General features: G+C 72.2%; 16 protein-coding genes. 9 read left to right on the forward strand and 7 right to left on the reverse strand.

The window, feature by feature from the left end:
• The first annotated feature begins 85 nt into the window (after positions 1-85).
• Positions 86-4,270, forward strand: coding sequence for an ATP-dependent RNA helicase HrpA (gene hrpA / locus ABTV91_RS07775; protein WP_433853969.1), 4,185 nt, complete (start codon positions 86-88; stop codon positions 4,268-4,270).
• 83 nt (positions 4,271-4,353) lie between these two features.
• On the opposite strand, the gene ABTV91_RS07780 is transcribed toward hrpA, so the two are convergent.
• Positions 4,354-4,845 (reverse strand): DUF4124 domain-containing protein, encoded by a 492-nt coding sequence (locus ABTV91_RS07780; protein ID WP_433853970.1) that lies wholly within the window; start codon positions 4,843-4,845, stop codon positions 4,354-4,356.
• A 140-nt stretch (positions 4,846-4,985) separates the two neighbouring features.
• Positions 4,986-5,498 (reverse strand): hypothetical protein, encoded by a 513-nt coding sequence (locus ABTV91_RS07785; protein WP_433853971.1) that lies wholly within the window; start codon positions 5,496-5,498, stop codon positions 4,986-4,988.
• A gap of 63 nt (positions 5,499-5,561) precedes the next feature.
• Here ABTV91_RS07785 and ABTV91_RS07790 point away from each other — a divergent pair, with 63 nt between their 5' ends.
• Positions 5,562-7,724, forward strand: a complete 2,163-nt coding sequence (locus ABTV91_RS07790; protein ID WP_433853972.1) for a RelA/SpoT family protein — start codon at positions 5,562-5,564, stop codon at positions 7,722-7,724.
• Positions 7,725-7,889: 165 nt separating this feature from the next.
• Positions 7,890-9,320 carry a hypothetical protein gene (locus ABTV91_RS07795; protein ID WP_433854146.1) on the forward strand — a complete coding sequence of 477 codons (1,431 nt, stop codon included), beginning with the start codon at positions 7,890-7,892 and terminating at the stop codon, positions 9,318-9,320.
• A gap of 101 nt (positions 9,321-9,421) precedes the next feature.
• Here ABTV91_RS07795 and ABTV91_RS07800 read toward each other — a convergent pair whose 3' ends face one another.
• Positions 9,422-11,527 carry a glycosyltransferase gene (locus tag ABTV91_RS07800; RefSeq protein ID WP_433853973.1) on the reverse strand — a complete coding sequence of 702 codons (2,106 nt, stop codon included), beginning with the start codon at positions 11,525-11,527 and terminating at the stop codon, positions 9,422-9,424.
• Between the two features lie 96 nt (positions 11,528-11,623).
• Between ABTV91_RS07800 and mrcB the strand changes: the two genes are divergently transcribed.
• The 4 genes from mrcB to tsaB all read left to right on the forward strand — a co-directional run bounded on the left by mrcB (position 11,624) and on the right by tsaB (position 17,500).
• Positions 11,624-14,029: a penicillin-binding protein 1B gene (gene mrcB, locus ABTV91_RS07805; RefSeq protein WP_433853974.1), complete on the forward strand. Its 2,406-nt coding sequence runs from the start codon at positions 11,624-11,626 to the stop codon at positions 14,027-14,029.
• Positions 14,029-14,565, forward strand: coding sequence for a hypothetical protein (locus ABTV91_RS07810; protein ID WP_433853975.1), 537 nt, complete (start codon positions 14,029-14,031; stop codon positions 14,563-14,565). The genes mrcB and ABTV91_RS07810 overlap by 1 nt, the downstream gene beginning before the upstream one ends.
• 77 nt (positions 14,566-14,642) lie before the next feature.
• Positions 14,643-16,625 (forward strand): ATP-dependent DNA helicase, encoded by a 1,983-nt coding sequence (locus ABTV91_RS07815; RefSeq protein ID WP_433853976.1) that lies wholly within the window; start codon positions 14,643-14,645, stop codon positions 16,623-16,625.
• 170 nt (positions 16,626-16,795) lie between these two features.
• A complete protein-coding gene (gene tsaB / locus ABTV91_RS07820) occupies positions 16,796-17,500 on the forward strand; it encodes a tRNA (adenosine(37)-N6)-threonylcarbamoyltransferase complex dimerization subunit type 1 TsaB (protein WP_433853977.1) in 705 nt (234 codons plus the stop codon).
• Between the two features lie 71 nt (positions 17,501-17,571).
• Here tsaB and ABTV91_RS07825 read toward each other — a convergent pair whose 3' ends face one another.
• From ABTV91_RS07825 to ABTV91_RS07840, 4 genes are all read right to left on the reverse strand, one after another.
• Positions 17,572-18,369, reverse strand: a complete 798-nt coding sequence (locus tag ABTV91_RS07825; RefSeq protein WP_433853978.1) for a hypothetical protein — start codon at positions 18,367-18,369, stop codon at positions 17,572-17,574.
• Between the two features lie 38 nt (positions 18,370-18,407).
• Positions 18,408-19,283 carry a PhzF family phenazine biosynthesis protein gene (locus ABTV91_RS07830; protein ID WP_433853979.1) on the reverse strand — a complete coding sequence of 292 codons (876 nt, stop codon included), beginning with the start codon at positions 19,281-19,283 and terminating at the stop codon, positions 18,408-18,410.
• Positions 19,284-19,602: 319 nt separating this feature from the next.
• Complete coding sequence (locus ABTV91_RS07835) at positions 19,603-20,463, reverse strand: PhzF family phenazine biosynthesis protein (protein ID WP_433853980.1); 861 nt, start codon at positions 20,461-20,463, stop codon at positions 19,603-19,605.
• Positions 20,464-20,616: 153 nt separating this feature from the next.
• A complete protein-coding gene (locus ABTV91_RS07840; protein ID WP_433853981.1) occupies positions 20,617-21,489 on the reverse strand; it encodes a PhzF family phenazine biosynthesis protein in 873 nt (290 codons plus the stop codon).
• 212 nt (positions 21,490-21,701) lie between these two features.
• Here ABTV91_RS07840 and ABTV91_RS07845 point away from each other — a divergent pair, with 212 nt between their 5' ends.
• Together ABTV91_RS07845 and ABTV91_RS07850 are read left to right on the forward strand one after the other, a co-directional pair.
• A complete protein-coding gene (locus ABTV91_RS07845) occupies positions 21,702-24,302 on the forward strand; it encodes a bifunctional aspartate kinase/diaminopimelate decarboxylase (protein WP_433853982.1) in 2,601 nt (866 codons plus the stop codon).
• Entirely contained in the window at positions 24,299-24,739 is a 441-nt protein-coding gene (locus ABTV91_RS07850) for a hypothetical protein (RefSeq protein WP_433853983.1), read from the forward strand. Before ABTV91_RS07845 ends, ABTV91_RS07850 begins: the two co-directional genes overlap by 4 nt.
• Positions 24,740-24,782: the final 43 nt, after the last annotated feature.

Genomic DNA, 24,782 nt, shown 5'->3' on the forward strand with positions numbered 1-24,782 from the left:
TGCTTTCTCCTTGGCGGGTTGAATGGCTTCACAATAGTCCCATCGGGACCCTACCGGTATTTCAAGTTTTCTCGTTGAACGATTGATGAGCGCTATCGAAAAGGACATTGCCGCGCGCCTGCGCGAAGCCCGCAAGGGCATCGACGGGGCGATGAGCCGCGACCGCGGGCGCCTGCTCGGGCTGTTGTCGCGCTGGCAGGGCAGGCCGGCCGACACCGCCGCCGAGGCGGCCTTCCGGCAACTGCTGGAACAGTCCCGCGGCCAGCGCCGGCAGCGCGCGGCCCAGCCGCTGGCGGTCAGCATGGACGAGGCGCTGCCGATCGCGCGTGAAGCCGGACGCATCACCGCGCTGATCCGCGACCACCAGGTGGTGGTGATCGCCGGCGAAACCGGCTCGGGCAAGACCACGCAGCTGCCCAAGCTGTGCCTGGCCGCCGGGCGCGGCGAGGCCGGCATGATCGGCTGCACCCAGCCGCGTCGCATCGCCGCGCGCGCGGTGGCCACGCGCGTGGCCGAGGAACTGGGGACCGAGCTGGGTTCGATGGTCGGCTACCAGGTGCGCTTCACCGACAAGGTGGGCGAGGACAGCCGCATCAAGTTCATGACCGACGGCATCCTGCTGGCCGAGATCGCCTCGGACCGCTGGCTGTCGCGCTACGACACGCTGATCATCGACGAGGCGCACGAGCGCAGCCTCAACATCGATTTCCTGCTCGGCTATCTCAAGCAGCTGCTGCGCAGGCGCCCGGACCTGAAGCTGGTGGTGACCTCGGCCACCATCGACACCGAGCGTTTTTCCCGCCATTTCGACGGTGCCCCGGTGGTCAGCGTCGAGGGCCGCACCTATCCAGTGGAAGTGCGCTACCGGCCGCTGGAGGACCGGGACCCGGGACTGGGGACCGGGGACCCGGGAAAAGCGGGCGGCACGCGCGGTGAGCGCACGGGCTTATCCGGGTCCCCGGTCCCCGGTCCCGGGTCCCGTGATCCAACAACCGACGCCATCGTCGCCGCGGTCGACGAGATCACCCGCACCGATCCGCGCGGCGACGTGCTGGTGTTCCTGCCCGGCGAGCGCGAGATCCGCGATGCGCATCAGTCGCTGGAACGGCGCAAGTACCGCGAGACCGAGGTGCTGCCGCTGTATGCGCGCCTGTCGGCGAAGGACCAGGACCGGGTGTTCAATCCTGGCCCGAAGCGGCGCATCGTGCTGACCACCAACGTCGCCGAGACCTCGCTGACGGTGCCGCGCATCCGCTACGTGGTCGATCCCGGTCTTGCGCGCGTGAAGCGCTACAGCCCGCGGCAGAAACTCGACCGGCTGCACATCGAGCCGGTGTCGCAGGCCAGCGCCAACCAGCGCAAGGGCCGCTGCGGACGCATCGCCGAGGGCGTGTGCTACCGGCTGTACGCCGAAGCCGATTTCCAGTCGCGGCCGGAGTTCACCGATCCGGAAATCCGCCGCTCCTCGCTGGCCGGGGTGATCCTGCGCATGCTGCAGCTGGGCCTGGGGCGGATCGAGGATTTCCCGTTCCTGGAACCGCCGGACGAGCGCGCGGTGGCCGATGGCTGGCAGCAGCTGGCCGAGCTGGGCGCGATCGACGGCGAGCGCAAGCCCACCGCCATCGGCCGGCAGATGGCGCGGTTGCCGGTGGACGTGAAACTGGCGCGCATGCTGGTGGCCGCGCAGAAGGCCGGCTGCCTGCACGAGATGCTGGTGATCGCCTCCTTCCTGGGCATCCAAGACCCGCGCGAACGACCGCCGGAGGCGCGCGAGGCGGCGGACAACGCGCATGCCGCCTTCGCCGACCCGCGCTCGGAATTCCTCGGCATCCTGCGCCTGTGGGAGGGCTACCGCGTCGCGCACGAAGAGCTGACCCAGTCGAAGCTGCGCGACTGGTGCGGCCGGCATTTCCTCGGCTTCCTGCGCATGCGCGAGTGGCGCGAGCTGCACCGGCAATTGCGCCTGCTGTGCGAAGAACTGGGTTGGGAAAGCGGCAGCGACGGTGTCTTCGGCAAGGCGCTGCTGGCCGCACCGGCGGCATTGCCGGCCGGCGGCGATGGCGAAGCCAAACGCAAGGCCACGCGCGGCGAACTGCACAAGGCGGCGCGGCTGGCGCGCGAAGGCGCGAAGCCGGAGGCGGCATCGGCTTCCTCCAGCAAAAGCGCAGCAGCCCGGCAGGTCAGTGGGAACACCGACTCAAGCGCAGAGTCCGCCTCCATTCCCGAGAAGGTCCGCGTCGCCGCCTACCAGGCGCTGCACCGCGCGATCCTCGCCGGCCTGCCGACGCAGATCGGCCACCGTACCGACAAGGGCGATTTCCAGGCGCCGCGCCAGCGCCGTTTCCATCTGTTCCCCGGTTCGGCGCTGTCGAAAAAGCCGCCGCCGTGGGTGTTGAGCGCGACCCTGCTCGATACCCAGCGCGTCTGGGGCCTGACCAACGCCGCGATCGAACCGGACTGGGCGATCGCCGAACTGCCGCACCTGCTGGCGCGCAAGCATTTCGATCCGCACTGGTCGCGCGCGCAGGGGCAGGTGCTGGCCGCCGAGCAGATCAGCCTGTTCGGGCTGGTGCTGGCGCCGCGCAAGCCGGTGCATTACGGGCGCATCAATCCCGGCGAAGCGCACGACATCTTCGTGCGCCAGGCGCTGGTCACCGGCGAGATCAACACCCGCGCCGGCTTCGTCGCCGACAACCTCAAGGTGCTGGAACAGGCGCGCGAGGAAGAAGCCAAGCTGCGCCGCGCCGGCATCGTCGCCGACGAGGACTGGCAGGCACGCTGGTACCTGGACCGTATCCCGGCGGAGATCCATTCGGCCAGCGGGCTGGATGCCTGGTGGAAGGCGCTGCCGGCCGATCAGCACCGCGCGCTGCGCTGGTCGCTGACCGACCTGCTGCCGGGCGAGGGCAGCGAGCAGGAGCGCTATCCGAAGTACTTCGCGCTGGGCGACGCACGGCTGGCGATGCACTACCGCTTCGAGCCCGGGGCGCAGGACGACGGCGTCACCCTCGACGTGCCGCTGCACCTGCTCAACGCGCTGGACCCGGCGCGGCTGTCGTGGCTGGCGCCGGGTTTCGTCGCCGACAAGGCGGCGGCGCTGATCCGCAGCCTGCCCAAGGCGATGCGCCGCAACTACGTGCCGGCGCCGGATTTCGGCCGCGCGTTCTTCGAGGCCTGGCCGCAGCCGTCGGCCGACGACATCCGTGGCGAACTGGCGCGGTTCCTGTCCAAGGCCACCGGCGCGGCGGTGGCGGCCACCGACTTCGACGAGGGCGCGCTGGAGCCGCACCTACGCATGAACCTGCGCCTGGCCGATGGCGAGGGCAGGGTGCTGGCGATGTCGCGCGACCTGGAGGCGCTGCGCGCGCGTTACGGCGAGCGTGCCGGACAGGCGTTCGCGGCGCGCGCCGGCAAGGCGCTGGCGGCCGAGGGCCTGCGCGAATTCCCGGCCGCGGCCATCCCCGAGCAGGTGCCGGGCGAAGCTGGCGTGCCGGCGTATCCGGCGCTGGTCGATACCGGCGAGGCGGCGGCGCTGCGCATCTTCGCCGACCGCAACGAAGCGCGGCTGGCGCATCCGGGCGGCGTGCGGCGCCTGCTGGAAATCGCCCTGGCCGACAAGGTCAAGCAGGCCCGCAAGCAGTTGCCGGTGTCGCCCAAGACCGGGCTGCTGTATGCGGCGATAGAGTCGCAGGAAAGGCTGCGTGGCGACCTCGTCGACGCCGCCATGAACGCGGTGTTGGCCGACGGGCTGGGCGATATCCGTTCGCCCGATGCGTTCGAGCAGCGCCGTACCGATGCCGGCAAGTGCCTGTTCGGCGAGGCGATGGAGCGGCTGCGGCTGGCCGAGAGCATCCTCGGCCTGGCCGGCGAGCTCAAGCCGCTGCTGGAGGCGCCGCTGATGGGCTGGGCGCGCGGCAACCTGGATGACATGGAGCGGCAGCTGGCCTCGCTGATCCACGCCGGTTTCCTGCGCGAAACGCCGGCCGATGCGCTGGCGCAGTTCCCGCGCTACCTCAAGGCGATGATCCTGCGCACCGAGCGGGCCAAGCGCGATCCGCCGCGCGACCAGGCGCGCATGCTCGAGCTCAAGCCCTTCGTCGACGCGCTGGAGGAGGCGCGGCTGCAGGGCCGCGCGGCGCAGCCGGAATGGTCGGCGCTGCGCTGGGACATCGAGGAACTGCGGGTGTCGCTGTTCGCGCAGGAACTGGGCTTCCGCTCCGGCATTTCGCCGAAGAAGCTGGCGCAGCGGGTCGCCGCGCTGCGCGGCTGATCACCGCCGCCGGGGGCGCCGTAGGTGCCGGGCTCGCCCGGCACGGCTTCACCGGGAGCAGAGCATGCGGGGCAAGCCCGCGCCTACGGCGTGGGGCGGTACTGCTCCACGCAGCGCCGGCGCGCGCTGTTGACCTGCTCGTGGGCATGCGCGTGCTCGCGGCCGATGGCCTGGCGCAGGTTGGCCATGCGCGCCCGCAGCGCCTGGCTGCGCTGCGCGTCCGGCGCGTTGGCCAGTTGCTCGTTGAGCATGGCCATCTGCTGCTGGAAGGTCGCCACGCGGTCGTTGGACGGGCCGTAGATCGAGGCGGTCGCGTTGGCGATGCATTCGCGTTCGGCGGTACGGTCAGGCTCCGCGGCGGCGGGAGCCGGCGTGGAATCGCTCTCGCGCAGCGGGGAGGTTTCCTGCGCGGCCGGCTCCATCTGCGGCGGCGGCACGGCAGGGCGCTCCTCGCGCAGCTTCATCGGTTGCGCGTTGGCATCGCAGGGATGCTCGGAATAGGCCGTTTCGCCGGATTTTCCCTTGCATTTGTAGACCTGCGCCGAGGCGGCGGCCGGCAGCAGGAGCAGCAACATGAGCAACACGATGGCGGGCATGGTGGACGATCGTCGAAGGCAGGCGCGGTGGCCCGGGTCGGCAGGCCGCGACGGATCGCGGTGGCCTGCCGGCATGCAGGTGCCCGCGGCCGGTGCGGACCGGCGCGGACGTCCCGCGGTTACTTGATGCGACGGACCTTGGCGCGGGTATTGAGCCCTTCGACCTGCAGGTACCACACGTTCAGCAGGCCCGGCGCGATCTTGACGCCCGGCGCCTGCTTGCGCACGCCGGCGACGCTGGCGTCATCGCTCTGCTCCCATACCTGGCCATTGTCCAGCGTGTACTGGCGGCCCTTGCCGAAGCCGCGGAACTCGCCTTCCAGGCGCGCCTCGATCGGGTCCTTGGAACCGAAGTCGAAGAAGCCGCGGTTCTTCACGATCACTTCCTGGCGGCCTTCCTCGCGCGCCTGTTCCAGCGCGGTGGCGGTGGCCCGCTGCACCTTGCCCTGCAGCCAGGCATTGAGCGCGGCCAGTTCCTCGGCCGAGAGCTTGTCCAGGCCGGCGGCCTTGAATTCCTCGGCCGACATCTGCTGCTGCAGGTCGCCTTCGACGACGCGCTGCGCCTGGGCGGCGAAGACCGGGGCAAGCACCAGGGCGGCGGTGAGCAGGACGGAAAGGCGCGACGGCTTCATGGGCGATTGTTCCCGTGGATGGTTGGGCGCTAGTGTAGGGGCATCCGCCCGCGATCGACCGCTGTGAACCGTTCCTCCCTCTCCGGCCTGGAAGCCCTGCTGCAACGCCCGTCCTGCGGCGCCCTTTCCGATCCGCTGCGGCAGGCGCTGCTGGCCGCGTGGCAGCAGCCCGGAACCGATGCGCAGCCGCGCCTGCCATGGCCGGTGCTGACCGACACGCTGGACTCGCTGGCGCTGCTGTCCGCCGACGAGGCGGTGATCGCGGCCGCGCTGCTGTTCGACCTGCCGGGCCTGCGCGCGCGCCTGGCGGAACTGCCGCTGGGCCAAGCGGCCGCGGCCGTGCGCGGCCTGCTCGACGGGCAGGATGCGGCCGACCAGGTGTGGGCGCTGCACGCCGGGCGCGAGGCCGGGCGCAACAGCGAGGGCCTGCGCCGCCTGCTGCTGTCCATCGTGCACGACCTGCGCGTGGTGCCGGTGCTGCTGGCGCGCCAGCTGGCCTGCATGCGCGCGGCCGACCGCAGCCCGGAGGACCAGCGCCGCGCGCTGGCGCAGCTGACCCGCGACATCCACGCGCCGCTGGCCAACCGCCTGGGCATCTGGCAGCTGAAGTGGGAGCTGGAGGACCTGGCGTTCCGCTTCCTCGAGCCGGACACCTACCGCCACATCGCGCGCGAGGTCGACGAGACCCGGCTGGCGCGCGAGCGCTACGTCGAGGCGGTCAAGCGGCGCCTGTCCGCGGCGCTGGCCGAGAACGGCATCCGCGCCGAGGTCAGCGGCCGGCCCAAGCACATCTACAGCATCTGGCGGAAGATGCAGAAGAAGAAGCTGGCCTTCGACCAGCTCTACGACCTGCGTGCGGTGCGGGTGATGGTCGACGACATCGGCGCCTGCTACGCCACGCTGGGCGTGGTGCACGCGCTGTGGACGCCGATCCCCAGCGAGTTCGACGACTACATCGCCCGGCCCAAGGCCAACGACTACCGCTCGCTGCACACCGCGGTGATCGGCCCGGAAGGGCGCACCGTGGAAGTGCAGATCCGCACCCACGAGATGCATGCGCAGGCCGAGCTCGGCGTGGCCGCGCACTGGAAATACAAGGAAGGCGGCAAGGGCGCGGAGAAGGCCTTCGACCGCAAGATCACCTGGATGCGGCAGCTGCTGGAGCAGGCGCAGGACGCGGCCAACCCCGAGGACCTGGCCGGCGCGCTGGACGCCGAGCTGATCGAGGACCGCGTCTACGCGCTCAGCCCCAAGGGCGAGGTGATGGACCTGCCGGCCGGCGCCACGCCGCTGGATTTCGCCTACCACGTGCACACCATGGTCGGGCACCGATGCCGCGGCGCCAAGGTCAACGGCCGCATCGTGCCGCTGACCTACCGCCTGCGCAGCGGCGACCGCGTCGAGATCATGACCGCGCGCGAGGCCGACCCGCGCCGCGACTGGCTGCTGCCGGCCAACGGCTTCCTCGCCAGCAGCCGCTCGCGCGAAAAGGTGCGCACCTGGTTCCACAAGCTCGACCGCGCGCGCAACGTGCAGGCCGGGCGCGAACTGCTGGACCGCGAGCTCAAGCGGCTGGGGCTGCAGCAGGCCGACCTGATGGTCGCGGCCAGGCGCTTCCACGCCGACAGCGTCGACGACCTGTACATCCAGGTCGCGCTCGGCGACACCGGGCCCAGCCAGGTCAGCCGCGCGCTGCTGGAGGCGGAGAAGGAGAAGAGCCAGCCGGCGCCGGCGACACCGCCGCTGCCGCGGCCGACCGCGCGCCGCGAGAGCATCGGCCGGTCCGATTTCACCGTGCAGGGCGTGGGCAACCTGCTGGTGCAGCTGGCGCGCTGCTGCCAGCCGGTGGCCGGCGAACCCATCGCCGGCTACCTCACCCGCACCCGCGGCGTCACCGTGCACCGTGCCGACTGCCCGGCGCTGGCGCGGCTGTCGGCCGCGCATCCAGAGCGCGTGCTGCCGGTGGAGTGGGGGCGCGCGGGTTCGGGCTACGAAGTGGACGTGATGGTGCGCGCGATGGACCGGCGCTGGCTGCTGAAGGACATCACCAACCTGATCGCCCAGGAAGACGCCTACGTGCTCAACATCAACAGCGACCCGCTGCGCGACAGCGGCCGCATGCAGCTGCGCCTGCGCCTGAAGGTGAGCGATTACGGCCAGCTGTCCACGCTGCTGGGCAAGCTCGACGCCCTGCCGGGCGTGGACGAAGCGCGCCGCATGGGCTGAACCGCCGCGGCGACGCGCGGCGTCATGGCGGACTGCTAGGCTGGCCGCATGCACAACGGGCATCCCCACCTCCCGCGATGGCTGGCGCTGGCCGCCGGCCGCCTGCGCCTGTACGGGCGCTGGTGGGTGGCGCGCGGCTGGGACAGCCCGCGCGCCTGGCGCTCGATCGCCATCGGCGTCGCCGTGCTGGCGCTGCTGCTGACCCTGTTCCGGCAGCCGCTGGCCAACCTGCTGTGGCCGGAAACCCGCATCCAGCAACTGCTCGACGACGGCCGGCGCGCATTGCGCCAGGGCCACCTGTCCGCCGCCGACGGCAGCGGCGCGCGCGAACTGTTCGAAGCGGCGGCGGCGCTGGACCCGGACCGCGGCGACGTGCGCGACGCCCTGGCGGCCACCGGCCGGCAGGCGCTCGAACAGGCGCGGCAGCGCCTGGCGGCGGGCGACGCCACCGCCGCGCGCGAGGCGCTGGAACTGGCCCGGCAGCTGCAGGTGCCGCAGGCCGAACGGGAGGCCATCGCCGCGCGCCTGCGCCACCAGGCGCAGGAACACGATGCCGTCGGCGACCTGCTGCGGCGCGCCGAGGCGGCGCAGGCGCAGGGCCGCCTGGACGACGGGCCGGACAGCGCCCTGCCGCTGTACCAGCGCGTGCTCGCGGTGCGGCCCGACCACCTGCAGGCGCTGCAGGGAAAGGACGACGCGCTGTCCGACCTGCTGGCCGAAGCCGTGGCCGCGGCGCAGCGCAACGAAACGGATACCGCCGCGCGCCTGCTGCGGCAGGTGGAAGGCTACGACCCGGGGCATTCCGAACTGCCGGCCACCCGCGCCGCGCTGAACGCCGCGCTGGACCGGCGCCGCGGCCAGGCCGCGCGCGACCTGGCGCGCGGGCGCCTGCACAAGGCCGCGGACGGCTATCGGCAGGTGCTGGCGGTGGCCGACGATCCGGCGGCCACGCAGGGACTGCAGCAGGTGGCGCGCGCCTGGGCCGGCGAAGCCGCGCGGCTGGCCGGCGATTTCCATTTCGAACAGGCCGCCGAAGCGCTGGGGCAGGCGCGCGCGCTGGTGCCCGACAGCCCCGAGGTCGCGGCCGCGGCGCAGGCGCTGCAGCGCGCGCAGGGCGCGCGCCAGGCGCTGGAAACCCGGCTGCCGGCCGCCGAGCGCGAACGGCGGGTGCGCGCGCTGCTGGCGCAGGTGGAGAGCGCCGCGGCGCAGGGACAGTGGCTGCTGCCGCCGGGCGCCAGCGCCTACGACCGCTTCAAGGCCGCGCAGGCGCTGGCGCCGCGCGACGCGCGGGTGAGGCAGGCCGGCGCCCGCATCCTGCCGGCCGCGCGCCGCTGCCTGGACGACAACCTCCAGGGCAACCGCCTGCAGGCGGCGCGCACCTGCCTGGACGCCTGGCAGGCGCTGGCGCCGGGCGATCCGCTGCTGCCCGCGGCGCGGCGCCGGCTGGCGCAGCGCTGGCTGGCGGTCGGCAGCGAACGCCTCGGCGCGGGCGACGTCGCCTTCGCCAGCCGCGCGCTGGAGCAGGCGCGCGAACTGGACGCGGCCACGCCGGAGTTGCCGGCTTTCGCCGAGCGGCTGGGCAATGCGAGGCGCTAGGAGTGAGTGAAGTGGAGTGAGAAAGAGCGAAAAGCACTCTCCGCCTGCGCGGACATGACGGCTTTGGCTGTTGCCCCTTCTTACTCCTCACTCCTCTTCACTCACTCCTGCCCCAGAAACACCCGCGCCACGGTCGCGCGCGCGGCGTCCATCGAGAAGTGCCGGGCGATGTTGCGCAGGCCGTTGCCGGACAGCTGCCGCCACAGGGCCTCGTCGTCGTGCAGCCGCACCACCGCGTCGGCGAAGGCCTCCGCGCCGTCGGCGACCAGCACGTCCTGGCCGTCGCGCAGGTGCATGCCTTCGGCCGCGCAGGGGGTCGCCACCACCGGCTGGCCGTGGGCCATGCTCAGGTTGATCTTGCCCTTCACCCCGGCGCCGAAGCGCAGCGGCGCCACCGCGATGCGACCGCCGGCCATCCACGGCACCACGTCGGGCACGTAGCCGTGCACCTGCACGCCCGGCTGGCTGGCGGCCAGCGCCTGCAGGCTGTCGGGCACGTCGGCGCCGATGCAGTGGAAGCGGACCAGCGGCAGGCGCTGCCGGATCAGCGGGAACACCTCGCCGATGAACCACTGCATCGCGTCCAGGTTCGGCGGGTGGCGGAAGCCGCCCACGAACACCAGGTCGTGCCGCTGCGCCCAGTCCAGGCCCTGTCCGGCGACCTCGTGCAGGTTGGACAGCAGTTCCACCTTCACCTGCGGCGCGTCGAGGGCCAGCTGTTCCTTCTCGGCGGCGCTGACCAGCAGGGTGACGTCGGTGGCGGCCATCACCGCAAGCTCGCTGGCGCGGGTGCGTTCGGCGCTGCGCGCCAGGCGCGGGTCGCCGGCCAGTTCGGCGCCGCGGCGTTCGCGCAGGTAGTGCAGGTCCACCGTGTCGAACACGGTGCGCGCCTGCGGGGCGTCGCGGCGCAGCAGCGGCAGGCACTCGCTGGCGACGTGGTGGCGGACCAGCATCGCCACTTGGAAGCGCGGGCCGTGCGCACGCAGCCAAGGGCCCACGCCCTTGAGCCAGGGCGCATGCCACACCTCCACGCCCAGCGCCTGCAGCGCCTCGGTGGCCGCGCCGCCGTGGCCGCCGCGGGTGGGCAGGAACACCACGTGCGCGCCGCCGGCCAGCAGCATGCGGATCAGGTTGAACTGGCGCAGCGAGGCCGAATCGCGGTCCGGCCGCGGCACCGCCTCGTCGACGATCAGGATCTGGCGCTGGCCGCGGTGCAGCAGTGCGGGGCCGGGAACGCTGCCGGCCGGCAGCTGCCGCGACAGCGCGTCGCGCCACTTGTCCGCGAACACCTGCTGGTTGCGCACCTGCCAGGCCTTGACGCCGCTGCGGGTATCGGTGCCGTTGCTGGTGCCCTCGTCGTGCACCACGCGGCTGGCCGGCTGCACCAGCACGCGGCGGCCGGCGGCACGCACCTTGAACGCCAGGTCGGTGTCCTCGTAGTAGGCCGGCGCATAACGCGTGTCCAGCCCGCCCAGTTCCTCGAACAGGGCGCGCGGGATGGCCAGCGCCGCGCCGGAGCAGTAGTCGGCCTCGCGCAGGCTGGCGTAGCGCGGGTCCTCGGCCGACTCGAAGCGGCCATAACTCCAGCAGCTGCCGTCGTCGAACACCACGCCGCCCGATTCCTGCAGGCGGCCGTCGGGGTACAGCAGCTGCGCGCCGACCAGGCCGGCCTCGGGAACGCGCGCGAAGGTGTCGAGCAGGGCGTCCAGCCAGCCCGGCTGCGGCACGGTGTCGTTGTTCAGCAGCACCACGTACTGCCCGCGCGCCAGCCGCAGGCCGTCGTTGCAGGCGGCGATGAAGCCGCCGTTCTGTACGCGGCGGTGGTAGCGCAGGCCGTCGATCTGCGCCATCCAGGCGGCGGTGTCGTCGCTGCTGCCGTCGTCGATCACCAGGATCTCGCAGGCCGCCGCCGGCGGGTGTGCGGCCAGCGCGCGCAGGCAGGCCAGTGTGTGCCGGGCATGGTCGTAGACCGGGATGACGATGCTGGCCGCCGGCTCGGCGCTGGCGGGCACGGCGAACGGCGCGAACGGGGCGTCGGCGGGCGCGAACAGCGGCTCGCGCCGTGGCGGCGGCTGCCGCCGCAGGTGCACGCCGACGCGCTGCAGGGTGGCGCGCCAGCCGCGGGTGCGCAGGCTGGCCAGGCCGCGGCGGATCAGGCCGACGATGCGATCCAGGTGGTAGCGCACGTCGGCCGGGGACATCGACATTCGGTTGCAACTCCAGCTTAAGCAGGTGGGGGCCGGCAGCCGTGCCGTGGCGCAAGGCTGCGTTAGACTCGCCTGAACCTACATTCTCGCATCCCCGTGCCGCGACGCTACGATTCCGACGAACTGGACGACGATACCGACGATCTCGGCACGCCCTGGCGCAGCCGCCTGATCACCTGGGGCCTGGCGGCAGCGGCCCTGGGCCTGGGTTTCCTGATTCCCTACACGCTGTACCTGAACTCGCAGGTGACCCAGCGTTTCGGTGAGCTGCGCTGGCAGATCCCGACCCGCGTCTACGCGCGGCCACTGGTGCTGGCGCCGGGGCTGGCGATGGACGCGGACACGCTCAAGACCGAACTGGCGGCCTCGGCCTACCGCGACGACGGCGTCGGTCAGAGCCCGGGCACCTACCGGCTGCAGGGCGGCCGCTTCACCATTTCCAGCCGCGGCTACGTCGACGTGGACGGGCGGGTGGCGCCGCGGCGGGTGGAAGTGGCCGTTTCCGGCGGGCAGGTGGCGTCGCTGCGCGACGCCGCCGCGCGCAAGGCGCTCAAGGCCGCGCGGCTGGACCCGGCGCGCATCGCCACGCTGTACGGGCAGAAGCAGGAAGAGCGGCGGCTGGTGCGCATCGCCGAGGCGCCCGAACTGCTGGTCACCGGCCTGCAGGCGGTGGAGGACCGGGACTTCAAGAGCCACCACGGCATCGACCTGAGCGGCATCGCGCGCGCGGTGTGGGTGACCGTGCGTTCCGGCGGCAAGGTGCGGCAGGGCGCCAGCACGCTGACCCAGCAGTTGGCGCGCAGCGGCCTGCTGGGCATCGGCAAGGAGCAGACCCTTACCCGCAAGTTCAACGAAGTGCTGTACGCGCTGATCATGGAAGCGCGCTACGACAAGCCGGTGATCCTGGAGGCCTACCTCAACCAGGTCTACCTGGGCCAGCGCGGCAGCCAGGCCATCCATGGCGTGGCCTCCGGCGCCGAGTTCTGGTTCGGGCGCGATCTGAATTCGCTGACCACCGAGCAGGTGGCGCTGCTGATCGGGCTGGTGAAGGGACCGTCGTACTACGACCCGCGCCGCAATCCCGAACGCGCGCTGGACCGGCGCAACTTCGTGCTCGGCAAGCTGCACGAGAACGGGCTGATCGACCAGGCCGAATACCAGCGCGCGCTGAAGGTGCCGCTGGGCGTGCCGAAGGCGCCGGGGCTGGTCGCGGCCAACCGCTTCCCGGCCTACATCGACCTGGTGCGGCGCCAGCTCGGCCACGACTACCCGGAGAGCACCCTGCAGGGCGCCGGCCTGAACGTCTTCACCGGCATGTCGCCCTCGGCCCAGGCCTACGCCGAAGGCGCGGTGGCGCATACCGTCAAGTCGCTGCAGAACAAGCGCCGGCCGGAACTGCAGGCCGGCCTGGTGCTGACCGACGTGCACAACGGCGACGTGCTGGCGGTGGTCGGCAGCCGCGACGTGGCCGAGCCGGGCTTCAACCGCGCCATCGACGCGCAGCGCCCGGTCGGTTCGCTGCTCAAGCCGTTCGTCTACCTGCTGGCGCTGGCGCAGCCGGACCGCTGGTCGCTGGCGACCTGGGTCGAGGACACCCCGGTCACCGTGCAGCTCAGCCGCGGGCGCAACTGGACGCCGGGCAACGCCGACAACCGCAGCCACGGCACGGTGCGCCTGATCGACGCGCTGGCCCGTTCCTACAACCAGGCCACGGTGCGCGTGGGCATGCAGGTCGGGCCGGAGCGGCTGACCCAGCTGATCCACGTGCTGGCCGGGCTCAAGGCCGAGGCCAACCCGGCGGTGATCCTGGGTTCGACCGACCAGAGCCCCTACGGCATGGCGCAGCTGTACCAGTTCCTGGCCTCCGGCGGCGAGATCCAGCCGCTGCACGCCGTGCGTGGCGTGGTCGACGCCCAGGGCAAGCTGCTCAAGCGCTACGACAAGACCCCGGCGCCGGCGCAGGAAGGCGATTCGATCGCCGCCAACCTGATCAGCGTGGCGCTGCAGCAGGTGGTGTCCAGCGGCACCGCCGCGGGCCTCAACGCCGACGGCCTGGGCCGGCTGCAGCCGGCCGGCAAGACCGGCACCACCAACGACGGCCGCGACAGCTGGTACGCCGGCTACACCGGCGACCACCTAGCGGTGGTGTGGATGGGCAACGACCAGAACGAGCAGGCCGGCCTGTACGGCGCCACCGCCGCGATGCGGGTGTGGGCGGGCATCTTCCGCAACCTGCCGAGCAAGCCGCTGCGGGTGAACAGCAAGGGCCTGGACTGGCAGTACGTCGCGGCCGAAGGCAACAACAGCACCGACGAAGGCTGCCCGGGCGCGCGCCGCTTCCCGTTCGTGGCCGGCTTCGCCCCGGGCTACATGCCGTGCGCGCCGCAGCCGGTGCCGGAAGAGGAAGCGCAGGAAGGCGGTGGCTGGCGCAGCTGGTTCGGGCTGGACCGCAAGGAGCCGGCGCCGGCGTCCAGCACGCCTTCAGATACGCCTGCGCGATAATGCGGCGCATGAACAGCCCGCTTCCGATCCGCGCACTGGCCGTCCTGGCCGTATCCCTCGCCCTGGCCGCGTGCACCAGCACGCCGCCGCCCCCGCCGCCGGTGGTCGACACCACCACGCCGGCGCAGCGCATGGCCGCGGTGCAGAACATCGCCGGCGTCGACGACAAGGAGGTGTCGGTGCAGCCGCTGCGCGACCCGCAGGTGGACGACCTGCGCCAGGTCGCTGCCGAACGCCGTGAGGCCGGCGACCTGGCGGGCGCCGCCGAAGCGCTGAACCAGGCGCTGCTGCTGGTCGAGAGCGACCCGGGCATCCTCCAGGAACGCGCCGAGATCGCGCTGCTGCAGGGCGACTGGGCGCGCGCCGAAACGCTGGCGCGCAAGGCCGTCTCGCTCGGCTCGCGAACCGGCCCGCTGTGCCGCCGCCACTGGGCCACCGTCGAGCAGGCGCACCTGGCACGCGCCGAAAAGGAAAACGCCACCTCGGCGCATGCACAGATCGAGGGCTGCACCGTGCCGGGGATCATCAGATATTGAGGGACCAGGGGCCGGAGGCCAGAGGCCAGTGCGCCCCGGCTCCTCCCTGATCCCCGGCCTCCGGCCCCCGACCCCCGATGCTTAGAATCGCCAGCCGTGAAGCCCTCAGCGAGGACGGCGCGCTCGCGCGGCAGCTGGACGCCTTCACCCCGCGTGCGGCGCAGCTGCGGCTGACCGAGGCCATCGCCGACGCGTTCCAGCAACGCGACACGCTGCTGGCCGAGGCCGGTACCGGCACCGGCAAGACCTTCGCCTACCTGGTGCCGGCGCTGCTGTCCGGGCTGAAGACCATCGTCAGCACCGGCACCCGCGCGCTGCAGGACCAGCTCTACCACCGCGACCTGCCGCGGGTGCGCGCCGCGCTCGGCGTCGGCCACCGCAGCGCGCTGCTCAAGGGCCGCGCCAACTACCTGTGCCGCTACCGGCTGGACCAGGCGCGCGGCGAGCCGCGCTTCGCCTCGCCCGAGCAGGCCGCGCAGTTCCAGCGCATCGTCGCCTGGGCCGGGCGCACGCAGTTCGGCGATGTGGCCGAACTGGACGGGCTGGCCGACGACTCGCCGCTGCTGCCGATGGTCACCTCCACCGTCGACAACTGCCTGGGCAGCGACTGCCCGTTCTGGAGCGAGTGCTTCGTGGTGCAGGCGCGCCAGCGCGCGCAGGAGGCCGACCTGGTCGTGGTCAACCACCACCTGCTGCTGGCCGACCTGGCGCTCAAGCAGGAAGGCTTCGGCGAGATCCTGCCTGGCGCGCAGGCGTTCGTGATCGACGAGGCGCACCAGCTGCCGGAACTGGCGGCCAATTTCTTCGGCGAAGGCTTCGGCATGCGCCCGTGGCAGGAACTGGCGCGCGACTGCCTGGCCGAATGCCGCGGCGTGGCCGGCGCGCAGCCGGCGCTGCAGCAGCCGGTCGCGACGCTGGAAATGGCGTTGCGGCAACTGCGCGATGCGATGGAACCGCTGCCGCCGCGCGGCACGCAATGGCGCGCGCTGGCGGTGCCGGAAGTGGCCGAAGGATTCGACGTGCTGGCCACCGCGCTGGCGCAGCTGCGCGAGGCGCTGGCCGGCGTGCGCGAGGCGTCGCCGGGCCTGGATGCCTGCCACGCGCGCGCGGTCGAAGGCGCCGCGCGGCTTTCGCGCTGGCTGGGCGAGGATGCGCCGCTGCCCGATTTCGAGGCCGACGATGCGGGCGAGGGCGCCGCCAGCAACGACGTGCTCTGGTACGAACTCACCCCGCGCGGCTTCCGCTGCCAGCGCACGCCGCTGGACGTGTCCGGGCCGCTGCGCGAACACCGCCAGCGCTCGCACGCGGCCTGGGTGTTCACCTCGGCCACGCTTACCGTCGATGGCGGTTTCGACCACCTGGCCGCGCGCCTGGGCCTGGACGATCCGGACACGCTGGTCCAGCCCAGTCCGTTCGACTGGCCGGTGCAGGCGCTGTGCTACCTGCCCAGGCAGCTGCCCGATCCGGCCGCGCGTGGTTTCGGCGCCGCGCTGATCGCCACCCTGCGGCCGGTGCTGGAAGCCTCGCAGGGCCGCGCCTTCCTGCTGTTCGCCTCGCACCGCGCGCTGCGCGAGGCCGCCGATGCGCTGCGCGGCGGGCCGTGGCCGTTGTTCGTGCAGGGCGAGGCGCCGCGCGCCAGCCTGCTGCAGCATTTCCGCGAATCCGGCAACGGCGTGCTGCTCGGCTCGGCCAGCTTCCGCGAAGGCGTGGACGTGGCCGGCGACGCGCTCAGCGTGGTGGTGATCGACAAGCTGCCCTTCGCCGCGCCGGACGACCCGGTGTACGAGGCGCGGCTGGACGCGATCCGCCGCGAGGGCGGCAACCCGTTCCGCGACGAGCAGCTGCCGCAGGCGGTGATCGCGCTCAAGCAGGGCGTGGGCCGGCTGATCCGCAGCGAGACCGACCGCGGCGTGCTGGTGCTGTGCGACCCGCGCCTGCTCAGCCGCGGCTACGGGCGCGTGTTCCTCGATTCGCTGCCGCCGTTCCGCCGCACCCGCGAACTGGCCGACGTGCAGGCATTCTTCGAAGCCCCTCTCCGCACGGGAGAGGGGTTGGGGTGAGGGCTGGGGCGAAGCCTTCCTGAGGCACATTGCATGAGGCTGCGCCCTTGCCCTCATCCGGCGCCGCGCGCCAGCTTCTCCCGATGGGAGAAGGGAAGGGACCCGTTCGATCGAAGGGGGCGCATGGGCACAGTGCTACCCTTGCTCCCTGTTTTCCCGTCCTTTGCCCCATGAAGCTGCTCGCCCTCGAAACCGCCACCGAAGCCTGTTCCGTCGCCCTGCATGTCGATGGGCAGGTACTGGAGCGTTTCGAGATCGCGCCGCGCCGGCATGCCGAACTGACCCTGCCGTGGGCGGAGCAACTGCTCGCCGAAGCCGGTATCGCGCGTGCTCAGCTGGACGCCATCGCCCTGGGGCGCGGCCCCGGCGCCTTCACCGGCGTGCGCCTGGCCATCGCCATCGCCCAGGGCATCGCCCTGGCGCTGGACCGGCCGTTGCTGCCGGTGTCCACGCTGCAGGTGCTGGCGATGCAGGCGCCGGACGACGCCACCCACGTGCTGGCCAGCATCGACGCGCGCATGGGGGAGGTCTACGCCGCGCGCTGCCTGCGTCGCGGCGATGGCCTGTGGGACGCGCAGGGGGCCGAGGTGGTAATCGCCCCCGACGTGCTGCAGCTGCCCGACGACGGCAGCCGCTGGGCCGGTGTCGGCACCGGCTTCGCCGCCGCGGACGGCCTGCTCGCCACGCGCCTGCAGGCCCGGCTGTCGTCGGTCGATGCGCAGGCGCTGCCGCGCGCATCGGACGTGCTGAAGATCGCCGTGCCGGCTTTCGCCCGTGGCGAGGGCATCGCGCCTGAGCTGGTGCAGCCGGCCTACCTGCGCGACAACGTCGCGCTCACACTGGTCGAACAGCAGGCGCTGCGCGTCTCGCGCTGATCTGTCGGTAGGTGCCGGGTTTGCCCGGCACTGGCTTTGCGGGAATACGCCATGCGGGGCGAGCCCCACGTCTACCGCGGCTGTCTGCCGCTGGCATCCAGCATCGAATTGAATCGTTCGATCGTCGCGTCGTCGTAGCCGATGCCCTGCGGCGTATCCGGCCGCGGGGCCGGCGCGTCGGCAGCGCGCAGTTCGGCGCGCAGTCCGCTGCTGGCCGTGTAGATCGGCGCGGCGACGTCGAAGCCGCGCACGGGCGATGCGCCGAACAACGACCGGTACAACTGGACGGCATCGAGCAGAGTCAGCGCCGGCCCGGGATGCATGCCGTCGGCGTCGTACCAGGCAAGGGCGCCGGCTTCGTCCGAAAGCCGGCGCAGGGTTTCGGAGATCTCGACATACCCGATGCCGGCGAGTGTGGCGGCATCGCGCTCCTGTTCGACCAGTACCGCCGAGGCGCGCGGGTGCGATTGATAGCTGCCGAGCAGCAGCACCTGCGCGCCAGCTTCGCGGCCGGCCCGGGCCAGCGCCTGCACGGCCTGTCGGGATTTCCGGCAGGCGTCTTCCCCGGAGCCGCACATCATCAGGTCGCCGCCGCGTTCCTGCAGGACGAGCACCGCGGGGCGGTAATCGGCGAGGGCCTTGCGCGCGCTGCCATCGGCCACGCGCTGCTCGAGCGTGGCGCCGCCCTGGACGAGCATCGCGCTGTGCACGCGCTGGCCATTGGCGTTCGCCATCGCGGCGAAGGTGGCCGGCAGGTTGCCGACATAGGTCAGGCTGTTGCCCACGAACAGGACGCGCTGCGCCGGCTCCGCCGCGAAAGCGGACATGCACGCAGGCAACAGGGACAACAGCAGCAGCCATCGACGCATGGGTTTTGGTCCGTCCGCGGAATGTTGCTGTGACCGGTCTACCAGTCGATGGTTCCGCGGATCACCGTCTGCACCTGGCCGCCGGACCACACCTCGCCGTGTTCGTCGATGCGCAGTTCCAGCAGTGCGTCGTGGCCGACCTCGCGGCCCTGGCTGGCGGTGTAGCGCCTGCCGCTGCCGGGCAGGGCGTTGCGCTCGTCCAGCCACGCGGCGAGCACGGCGTTGGCCGCGCCGGAGGCGGCGTCCTCGAAGCGGCGGCCGTTACCGACGAAGGCACGCACCGCCAGGTCGTGGGAGGGCGCGTCGCTGCGGGCATAGGCGAACACGCCCATCGCGCCGCTGGCCTCGGCCAGCGTGGCGATGGCGTCCCAGTCGGGGGCCAGGGCGCGCAGCGTGGCCTCGTCGGCCAGTTCCACCAGCCACCAGCGGCGGCCGCCGTCCATCAGCACCGGCGGCAGCGCGCCCAGCGCCCAGCCGGCGATGGCCGGGCGCAGGCGCGCATCGGTGGCCTCCACGACTTCCGCCACCGCGGCGCGTGGGGTGCGGATGGCGATGCGGCGCACGCCATCGGCCTCGTCCACGCGCAGCGGCAGCTGGCCGGCGATGCCGTCCTGCACCAGCAGGCCATCGACCGGCGCGGCCAGGCCGCATTCCAGCACCGCGTGCGCGCTGCCGACGCTGGGATGGCCGGCGAACGGCACTTCCTTCTGCGGCGCGAACATGCGGATGCGGTAGCTGCTGCCCGGCGCGGTGGGCGCGAAGACGAAGGTGGTCTCGGGCAGGCGGGTCCAGCGGGCGATGGCCTGCATGGCGGCATCGTCCAGGCCGTCGGCATCGAGCACCACGGCCAGCGGATTGCCGGTGCCGGGGCGCGGGGCGAAGACGTCCAGTTGCAGGAAGCGGCGGGTGGTCATGGGATTTCCGTGTGTCTGATGGGGTGCAGATCGAGGGAGGGAGTCCTTCTCCGTCGGGTCGGGAAGGGGCGGCTTGCGCACCACGGGCGCGCGTGCCTCGGAGCGCACACGCCACTGGCGTGGGCCGGGGCGGAGCGAGGGGGAGCTGAGGGTTGGGGGGCGAGGTCGCGGCAACCGCAATGATGAATGCATCGCGCGGATCCCGTTGTTTGCATCATGGTGCACGTGGCTTCGCACTTGCCCTCATCCGCCCCTTCGGGGCACCTTCTCCCGGTGGGAGAAGGAACAAGTCTGTTTCCTCTTCTTCCGAGGGGCAGTCCTACCAGTCCAGATGGCCGTCGATGACCGGCTGCACTTCGCCGCCGATCCAGACGTGGCCGTCGGCGTCCACCTGCACGTGGACCTCGCCGTTGCGGCCGCGCTCGCGGCCCTGGCTGGCGCGGTACTGCTGCCCCGGCGCGAGCCGGCCCTGCGCCAGCAGGTGCGCGGCGACCAGCGCGTTGGCGCTGCCGGTCACCGGGTCTTCGTCCACGCCCACGCCCGGGGCGAAGGCGCGCACGACGTACTGGTAGCCGACATCGGGCCGCGCCGCCGGTGCGAACACGGCGAGCTTGCCCTTGCCGGGCAGGGCGGCGATGGCGGCCAGCTCGGGTTTGTAGCGGCGCAGCGCGGTCTCGTCGGCCGCTTCCAGCAGCCACCAGTCCGGGCCGTTGTTCCACAACGCGGGTTCCGCACCCGGATGCGCCAGCGCGGCCAGGCCGGGCGGCAATGGCGGCGCGGCGACGTCGCGGCGCTCCGCCCGCGGGCTGCGCACGTGCAGCAGGCGGAAACGGCCGCCGCCCTGCACCCGTACCGGCAGCAGGCCGGCGGCGCATTGCTGGACCAGCCGGCCCTGGTCGTCGGGCGTGGCCAAGCCCAGTTCCACCGCCGCCCACGCCGCGCCGACGCTGGGATGGCCGGCGAAGGGCAGCTCCATCTTCGGGGTGAAGATGCGGATGCGGTAATCCGCGCCCGCTTCCGGCGGCAGGAAGAACACCGTCTCGGACAGGTTCAGCCAGGCGGCGATGGCCTGCATGGCGGCATCGTCCAGGCCGTCGGCATCGACCACGGCGGCCAGCGGATTGCCGGCGCCCGGGCGGGCGGTGAACACATCCAGCTGCAGGAAACGGCGTGCGGGCATCGGGCGGCAACTCCAGGGAAGGATGGCGCGCAGCTTAGCCTGTAGTCGCGCCGGGCCGCGCTGAGGGGCCGCGCCAGCGGCGTGGTGGCGGACACATCGTCAGGCGCGGCCACAGCAAGCCTGCGTTTGCAGGGCACCACCGCGCCGGCAGTGCTACCAGTGCACGCTGCCGTCGATCACGCACTGCACCTGGCCGCCGATCCACACCGTGCCCTGTGCATCGACCCGCACCTGCACCTGGCCGTCGCGGCCCACCTCGCGGCCCTGGCTGGCGACGTAGCCACCCTCGCCATCGGGCAGGGCGCCGCGCCGGTGCAGCCAGGCGCCGATCAGCGCGTTGGCGCTGCCGGTCACCGGGTCTTCCGGCACGCTCACCGCGTCGCCGGGGCAGAACGCGCGCACCACCCGGGCATGGCCGGCGCCGTCCTCGTCGGCGAACACCGCCACGCCGGTCGCGCCGGTGGCGTTGGTCCAGTCGCGCAGGGCGGCCATGTCCGGCTGCAGGCCGCGTACGGCGGCGGCATCGCGCAGCGGCAGCAGCCACCAGCGCGGGCCGTTGTCCCACAACTCCGGAACATGGCCGGCGGCGGCCAGCGCCAGCAGCGCCGGCGGAACCGCGCCGGGCGCGGTGTCCCGTTGCCGCGCCGGCGGGCTGGCGAGCTGGATGCGGTGCGCTTCGGCCGGGCCGCCCACCCGCACCGGCAGCAGGCCGGCGGCGCATTGCTGCAGCAGCGCGCCGTCGCGGGGCGCGGCCAGGCCGCAGCGCACCGCCGCCCAGGCGGCGCCGACGCTGGGGTGGCCGGCGAACGGCAGCTCGCTGCTGGGGGTGAAGATGCGGATGTGGTAGTCGGCGCCCGGCGCGTCGGGCTTCAGAAAAAACACCGTCTCGGAAAGATTCAGCCACGCGGCCAGTGCCTGCATGCGCGCGGCGGAGAGCCCGTCCGCGTCGAACACGACCCCCAGCGGATTGCCGGTGCCGGGGCGGGGAGCGAAGACGTCCAGTTGCAGGAAGCGGCGTGCGGTCATGGCGGCGGCGTTTTCGGGGCGGGCCAGCATAGGCCTGGCGCGCTCCGGTCGCGAGCGGGGCGGCGCCGGCATGCGGCCCGTCGCTGGCAGGCGTGCCGGCACTGCAATGCTGTCGCCCGGAAGCGGCGGCTCCGCGGGGCGGGGCATGGCTATAGAATCGACGGTTCCGCCCGCCCGCCGGGTCTTTCTCCCCAACGTGAACCCCCACGCCAATGTCCTCTTCCCCCCTCGTCGATCGCTGGATCGTTCTCAAGTTCGGTGGCACCTCGGTGTCGCGTCGTCATCGTTGGAACACGATCGGGGAACTGGCGAAAAAACGTGCGGACGAGACCGGCGGCCGGGTGCTGGTGGTGGTGTCCGCGCTGTCGGGCGTGACCAATGAACTGACCGCCATCGCCGATGGCGCCGCCGACAGCCGCGCGCGGGCGGCGGCGCTGGTCGCGCGCCACAACGACTTCCTCGCCGAGCTGGAGCTGGGCGAGGAGGTGCTGGCCGCGCGGCTGGCGGCACTGCAGGCGCTGCTCGACGACCCGCGCGCGGCCAGCCGCCCGCTGGACTGGCAGGCCGAGGTACTGGGCCAGGGCGAACTGCTGTCCTCGACCATCGGCGCGGCCTACCTGCGCGGCAACGGACTGGATTTCGGCTGGATGGACGCGCGCGACTGGCTGCAGGCGCAGCCGCCGGCACCTAACCAGACCGAGTGGTCGCAGCGGCTTTCGGTGAACTGCCAGTGGCAGGGCGAGGCCGGCTTCAAGGAGCGCTTCAACGCCCAGCCCACGCGCATGCTGCTCACCCAGGGTTTCATCGCCCGGCATGGCGACGGCGGCACGGCGATCCTCGGCCGCGGCGGTTCCGATACCTCGGCCGCGTACTTCGGCGCGCTTCTCGGCGCCAGCCGCGTGGAAATCTGGACCGACGTGCCGGGCATGTTCAGCGCCAACCCGAAGGACGTGCCCGACGCGCGCCTGCTCACCCGGCTGGACTATTACGAGGCGCAGGAAATCGCCACCACCGGCGCCAAGGTGCTGCATCCGCGCTCGATCAAGCCGTGCCGCGACGCCGGCGTGCCGATGGCCATCCTCGACACCGAGCGCCCGCACATGCCGGGCACCAGCATCGACGGCAGCGCAGAGCCGGTGCCGGGGGTGAAGGCGATCAGCCGCCGCAACGGCATCGTGCTGGTGTCGATGGAAGGCATCGGCATGTGGCAGCAGGTCGGCTTCCTCGCCGACGTGTTCGACCTGTTCCGCAGGCATGGCCTGTCGGTGGACCTGATCGGTTCGGCCGAGACCAACGTCACCGTCTCGCTGGATCCGTCCGAGAACCTGGTCAGCACCGACGTGCTGGCCGCGCTGTCGGCGGATCTTTCGGAAATCTGCAAGGTCAAGGTGATCGTGCCGTGCGCGGCCATCACCCTGGTCGGCCGCGGCATGCGTTCGCTGCTGTACAAGCTCTCGGACGTGTGGGCCACGTTCGGCAAGGAGCGCGTGCACATGATCTCGCAGTCGTCCAACGACCTGAACCTGACCTTCGTGATCGACGAGGCCGACGCCGACGGCCTGCTGCCGATCCTGCACGCCGAGCTGATCGACAGCGGCGCGATGCCGGTGTACGAGGAACAGGTATTCGGCCCGCGCTGGCGCGAGATCATCGGCCATGTGCGCCCGCGCGCGACGCCGTGGTGGCGCGCGCCGCAGCCGCGCCGGCAACTGTTGGAACTGGCCGCGCAGGGCACGCCGCGCTACGTCTACCACCTGCCGACGGTGCGCGAGCGCGCCCGCCAGCTGAAGGCGGTGGCGGCGCTGGACCGCCGTTACTACGCGATCAAGGCCAATCCGCATCCGGCCATCCTGCGCGCGCTGGTCGAGGAAGGCTTCGGCCTGGAATGCGTGTCGCTGGGCGAGGTAGAGCACGTGTTCGCCGCGCTGCCGGAGCTGTCGCCTTCGCGCGTGCTGTTCACCCCGAGCTTCGCGCCGATCGGCGAATACGCGGCGGCGCTGGCGCGCGGCGTCAACGTCACCGTCGACAACGTCGAACTGCTGCGGCGCTGGCCCGAGGTGTTCGGCGACCGCGCGCTGTGGCTGCGCATCGACCTGGGTCACGGCGACGGCCACCACAAGAAGGTCAACACCGGCGGCAAGGAGGCCAAGTTCGGCCTGTCGGCGCAGCGCGTGGACGAGTTCCTCGACGTGGCGCGCGGCATCGGCGTACGCATCACCGGCATCCATGCGCACTTGGGCAGCGGCGTGGAGAACAGCGGCCACTGGAAGCAGATGGTGGACGAACTGGCCGGTTTCGCGCGCCGCATCGGCAGCGTGGAGATCCTCGATATCGGCGGCGGCCTGCCGGTGCCGTACAGCGACGATGACGAACCGTTCGACCTCGACGCCTGGGCCACCGGCCTGGCCGAGATCAAGGCGGTGCACCCGGCGTTCCAGCTGGCGGTCGAGCCGGGCCGCTTCCTGGTCGCCGAGGCCGGCGTGCTGCTGGCCCATGCCACCCAGGTGGTGGAGAAGGACGGCGTGCGCCGCGTCGGCCTGGATGCGGGCATGAACGCGCTGCTGCGCCCGGCCCTGTACGACGCCTGGCACGACATCGCCAACCTGTCGCGGCTGGACGACGCGCGCGACGTGGACTTCAGCGTGGTCGGCCCGATCTGCGAATCCAGCGACGTGTTCGCGCAGCGGGTGAAGCTGCCGTCCACCACCGTGCCGGACGACGTGATGCTGATCGCCGACGCCGGCGCCTATGGTTTCAGCATGGCCAGCCGCTACAACCACCGCACGCTGCCGCGCGAGGACGTCATCGAATGACACCGCGCCTGGAATATGCGCTGTCGGCCGGTCTGCTGGCGTTTGCGCTGGCGCCGGCGACGGTGTTCCTGGTCACCTTCAGGCTGCTGGACGACGCCATGGTCTGGCAGCTGAGCGCGGCGGCGGGGCTGGCCGCGCTGCTGTCGGCCGGCTGGGTAAGCGGCTGGCAGTGGCTGCTGGATGCGGATCGCCGCGCCAGGCGGGTATTCGGCATGGCCTTCTTCACCGTGCTGGTGGCGCTGGGCCTGTTCTTCCCGCTGTGCATGGCGATGCTGGGCGTTGGCATGGCCGCGCACCTGGACGTGCTGGAGCTGGCCGAAGTGGTCGCGGTGCTTCTGGCATTCGCCGCCGGGCTTGGCGGCCTGCCGGCGTTGCTGCTCACCTCGCCGTTGGCATGGCGCTTTCTTTGGCGCCGCGACCGCAGGGTGGCGGCATGAGATCTTTGAGTTTTCCCGTTGCCGCCGTCGCGTGCGGTACGTT

It is taken from the genome of Stenotrophomonas nitritireducens, assembly GCF_050984405.1.
Taxonomy (GTDB): Bacteria; Pseudomonadota; Gammaproteobacteria; order Xanthomonadales; family Xanthomonadaceae; genus Stenotrophomonas; species Stenotrophomonas nitritireducens_B.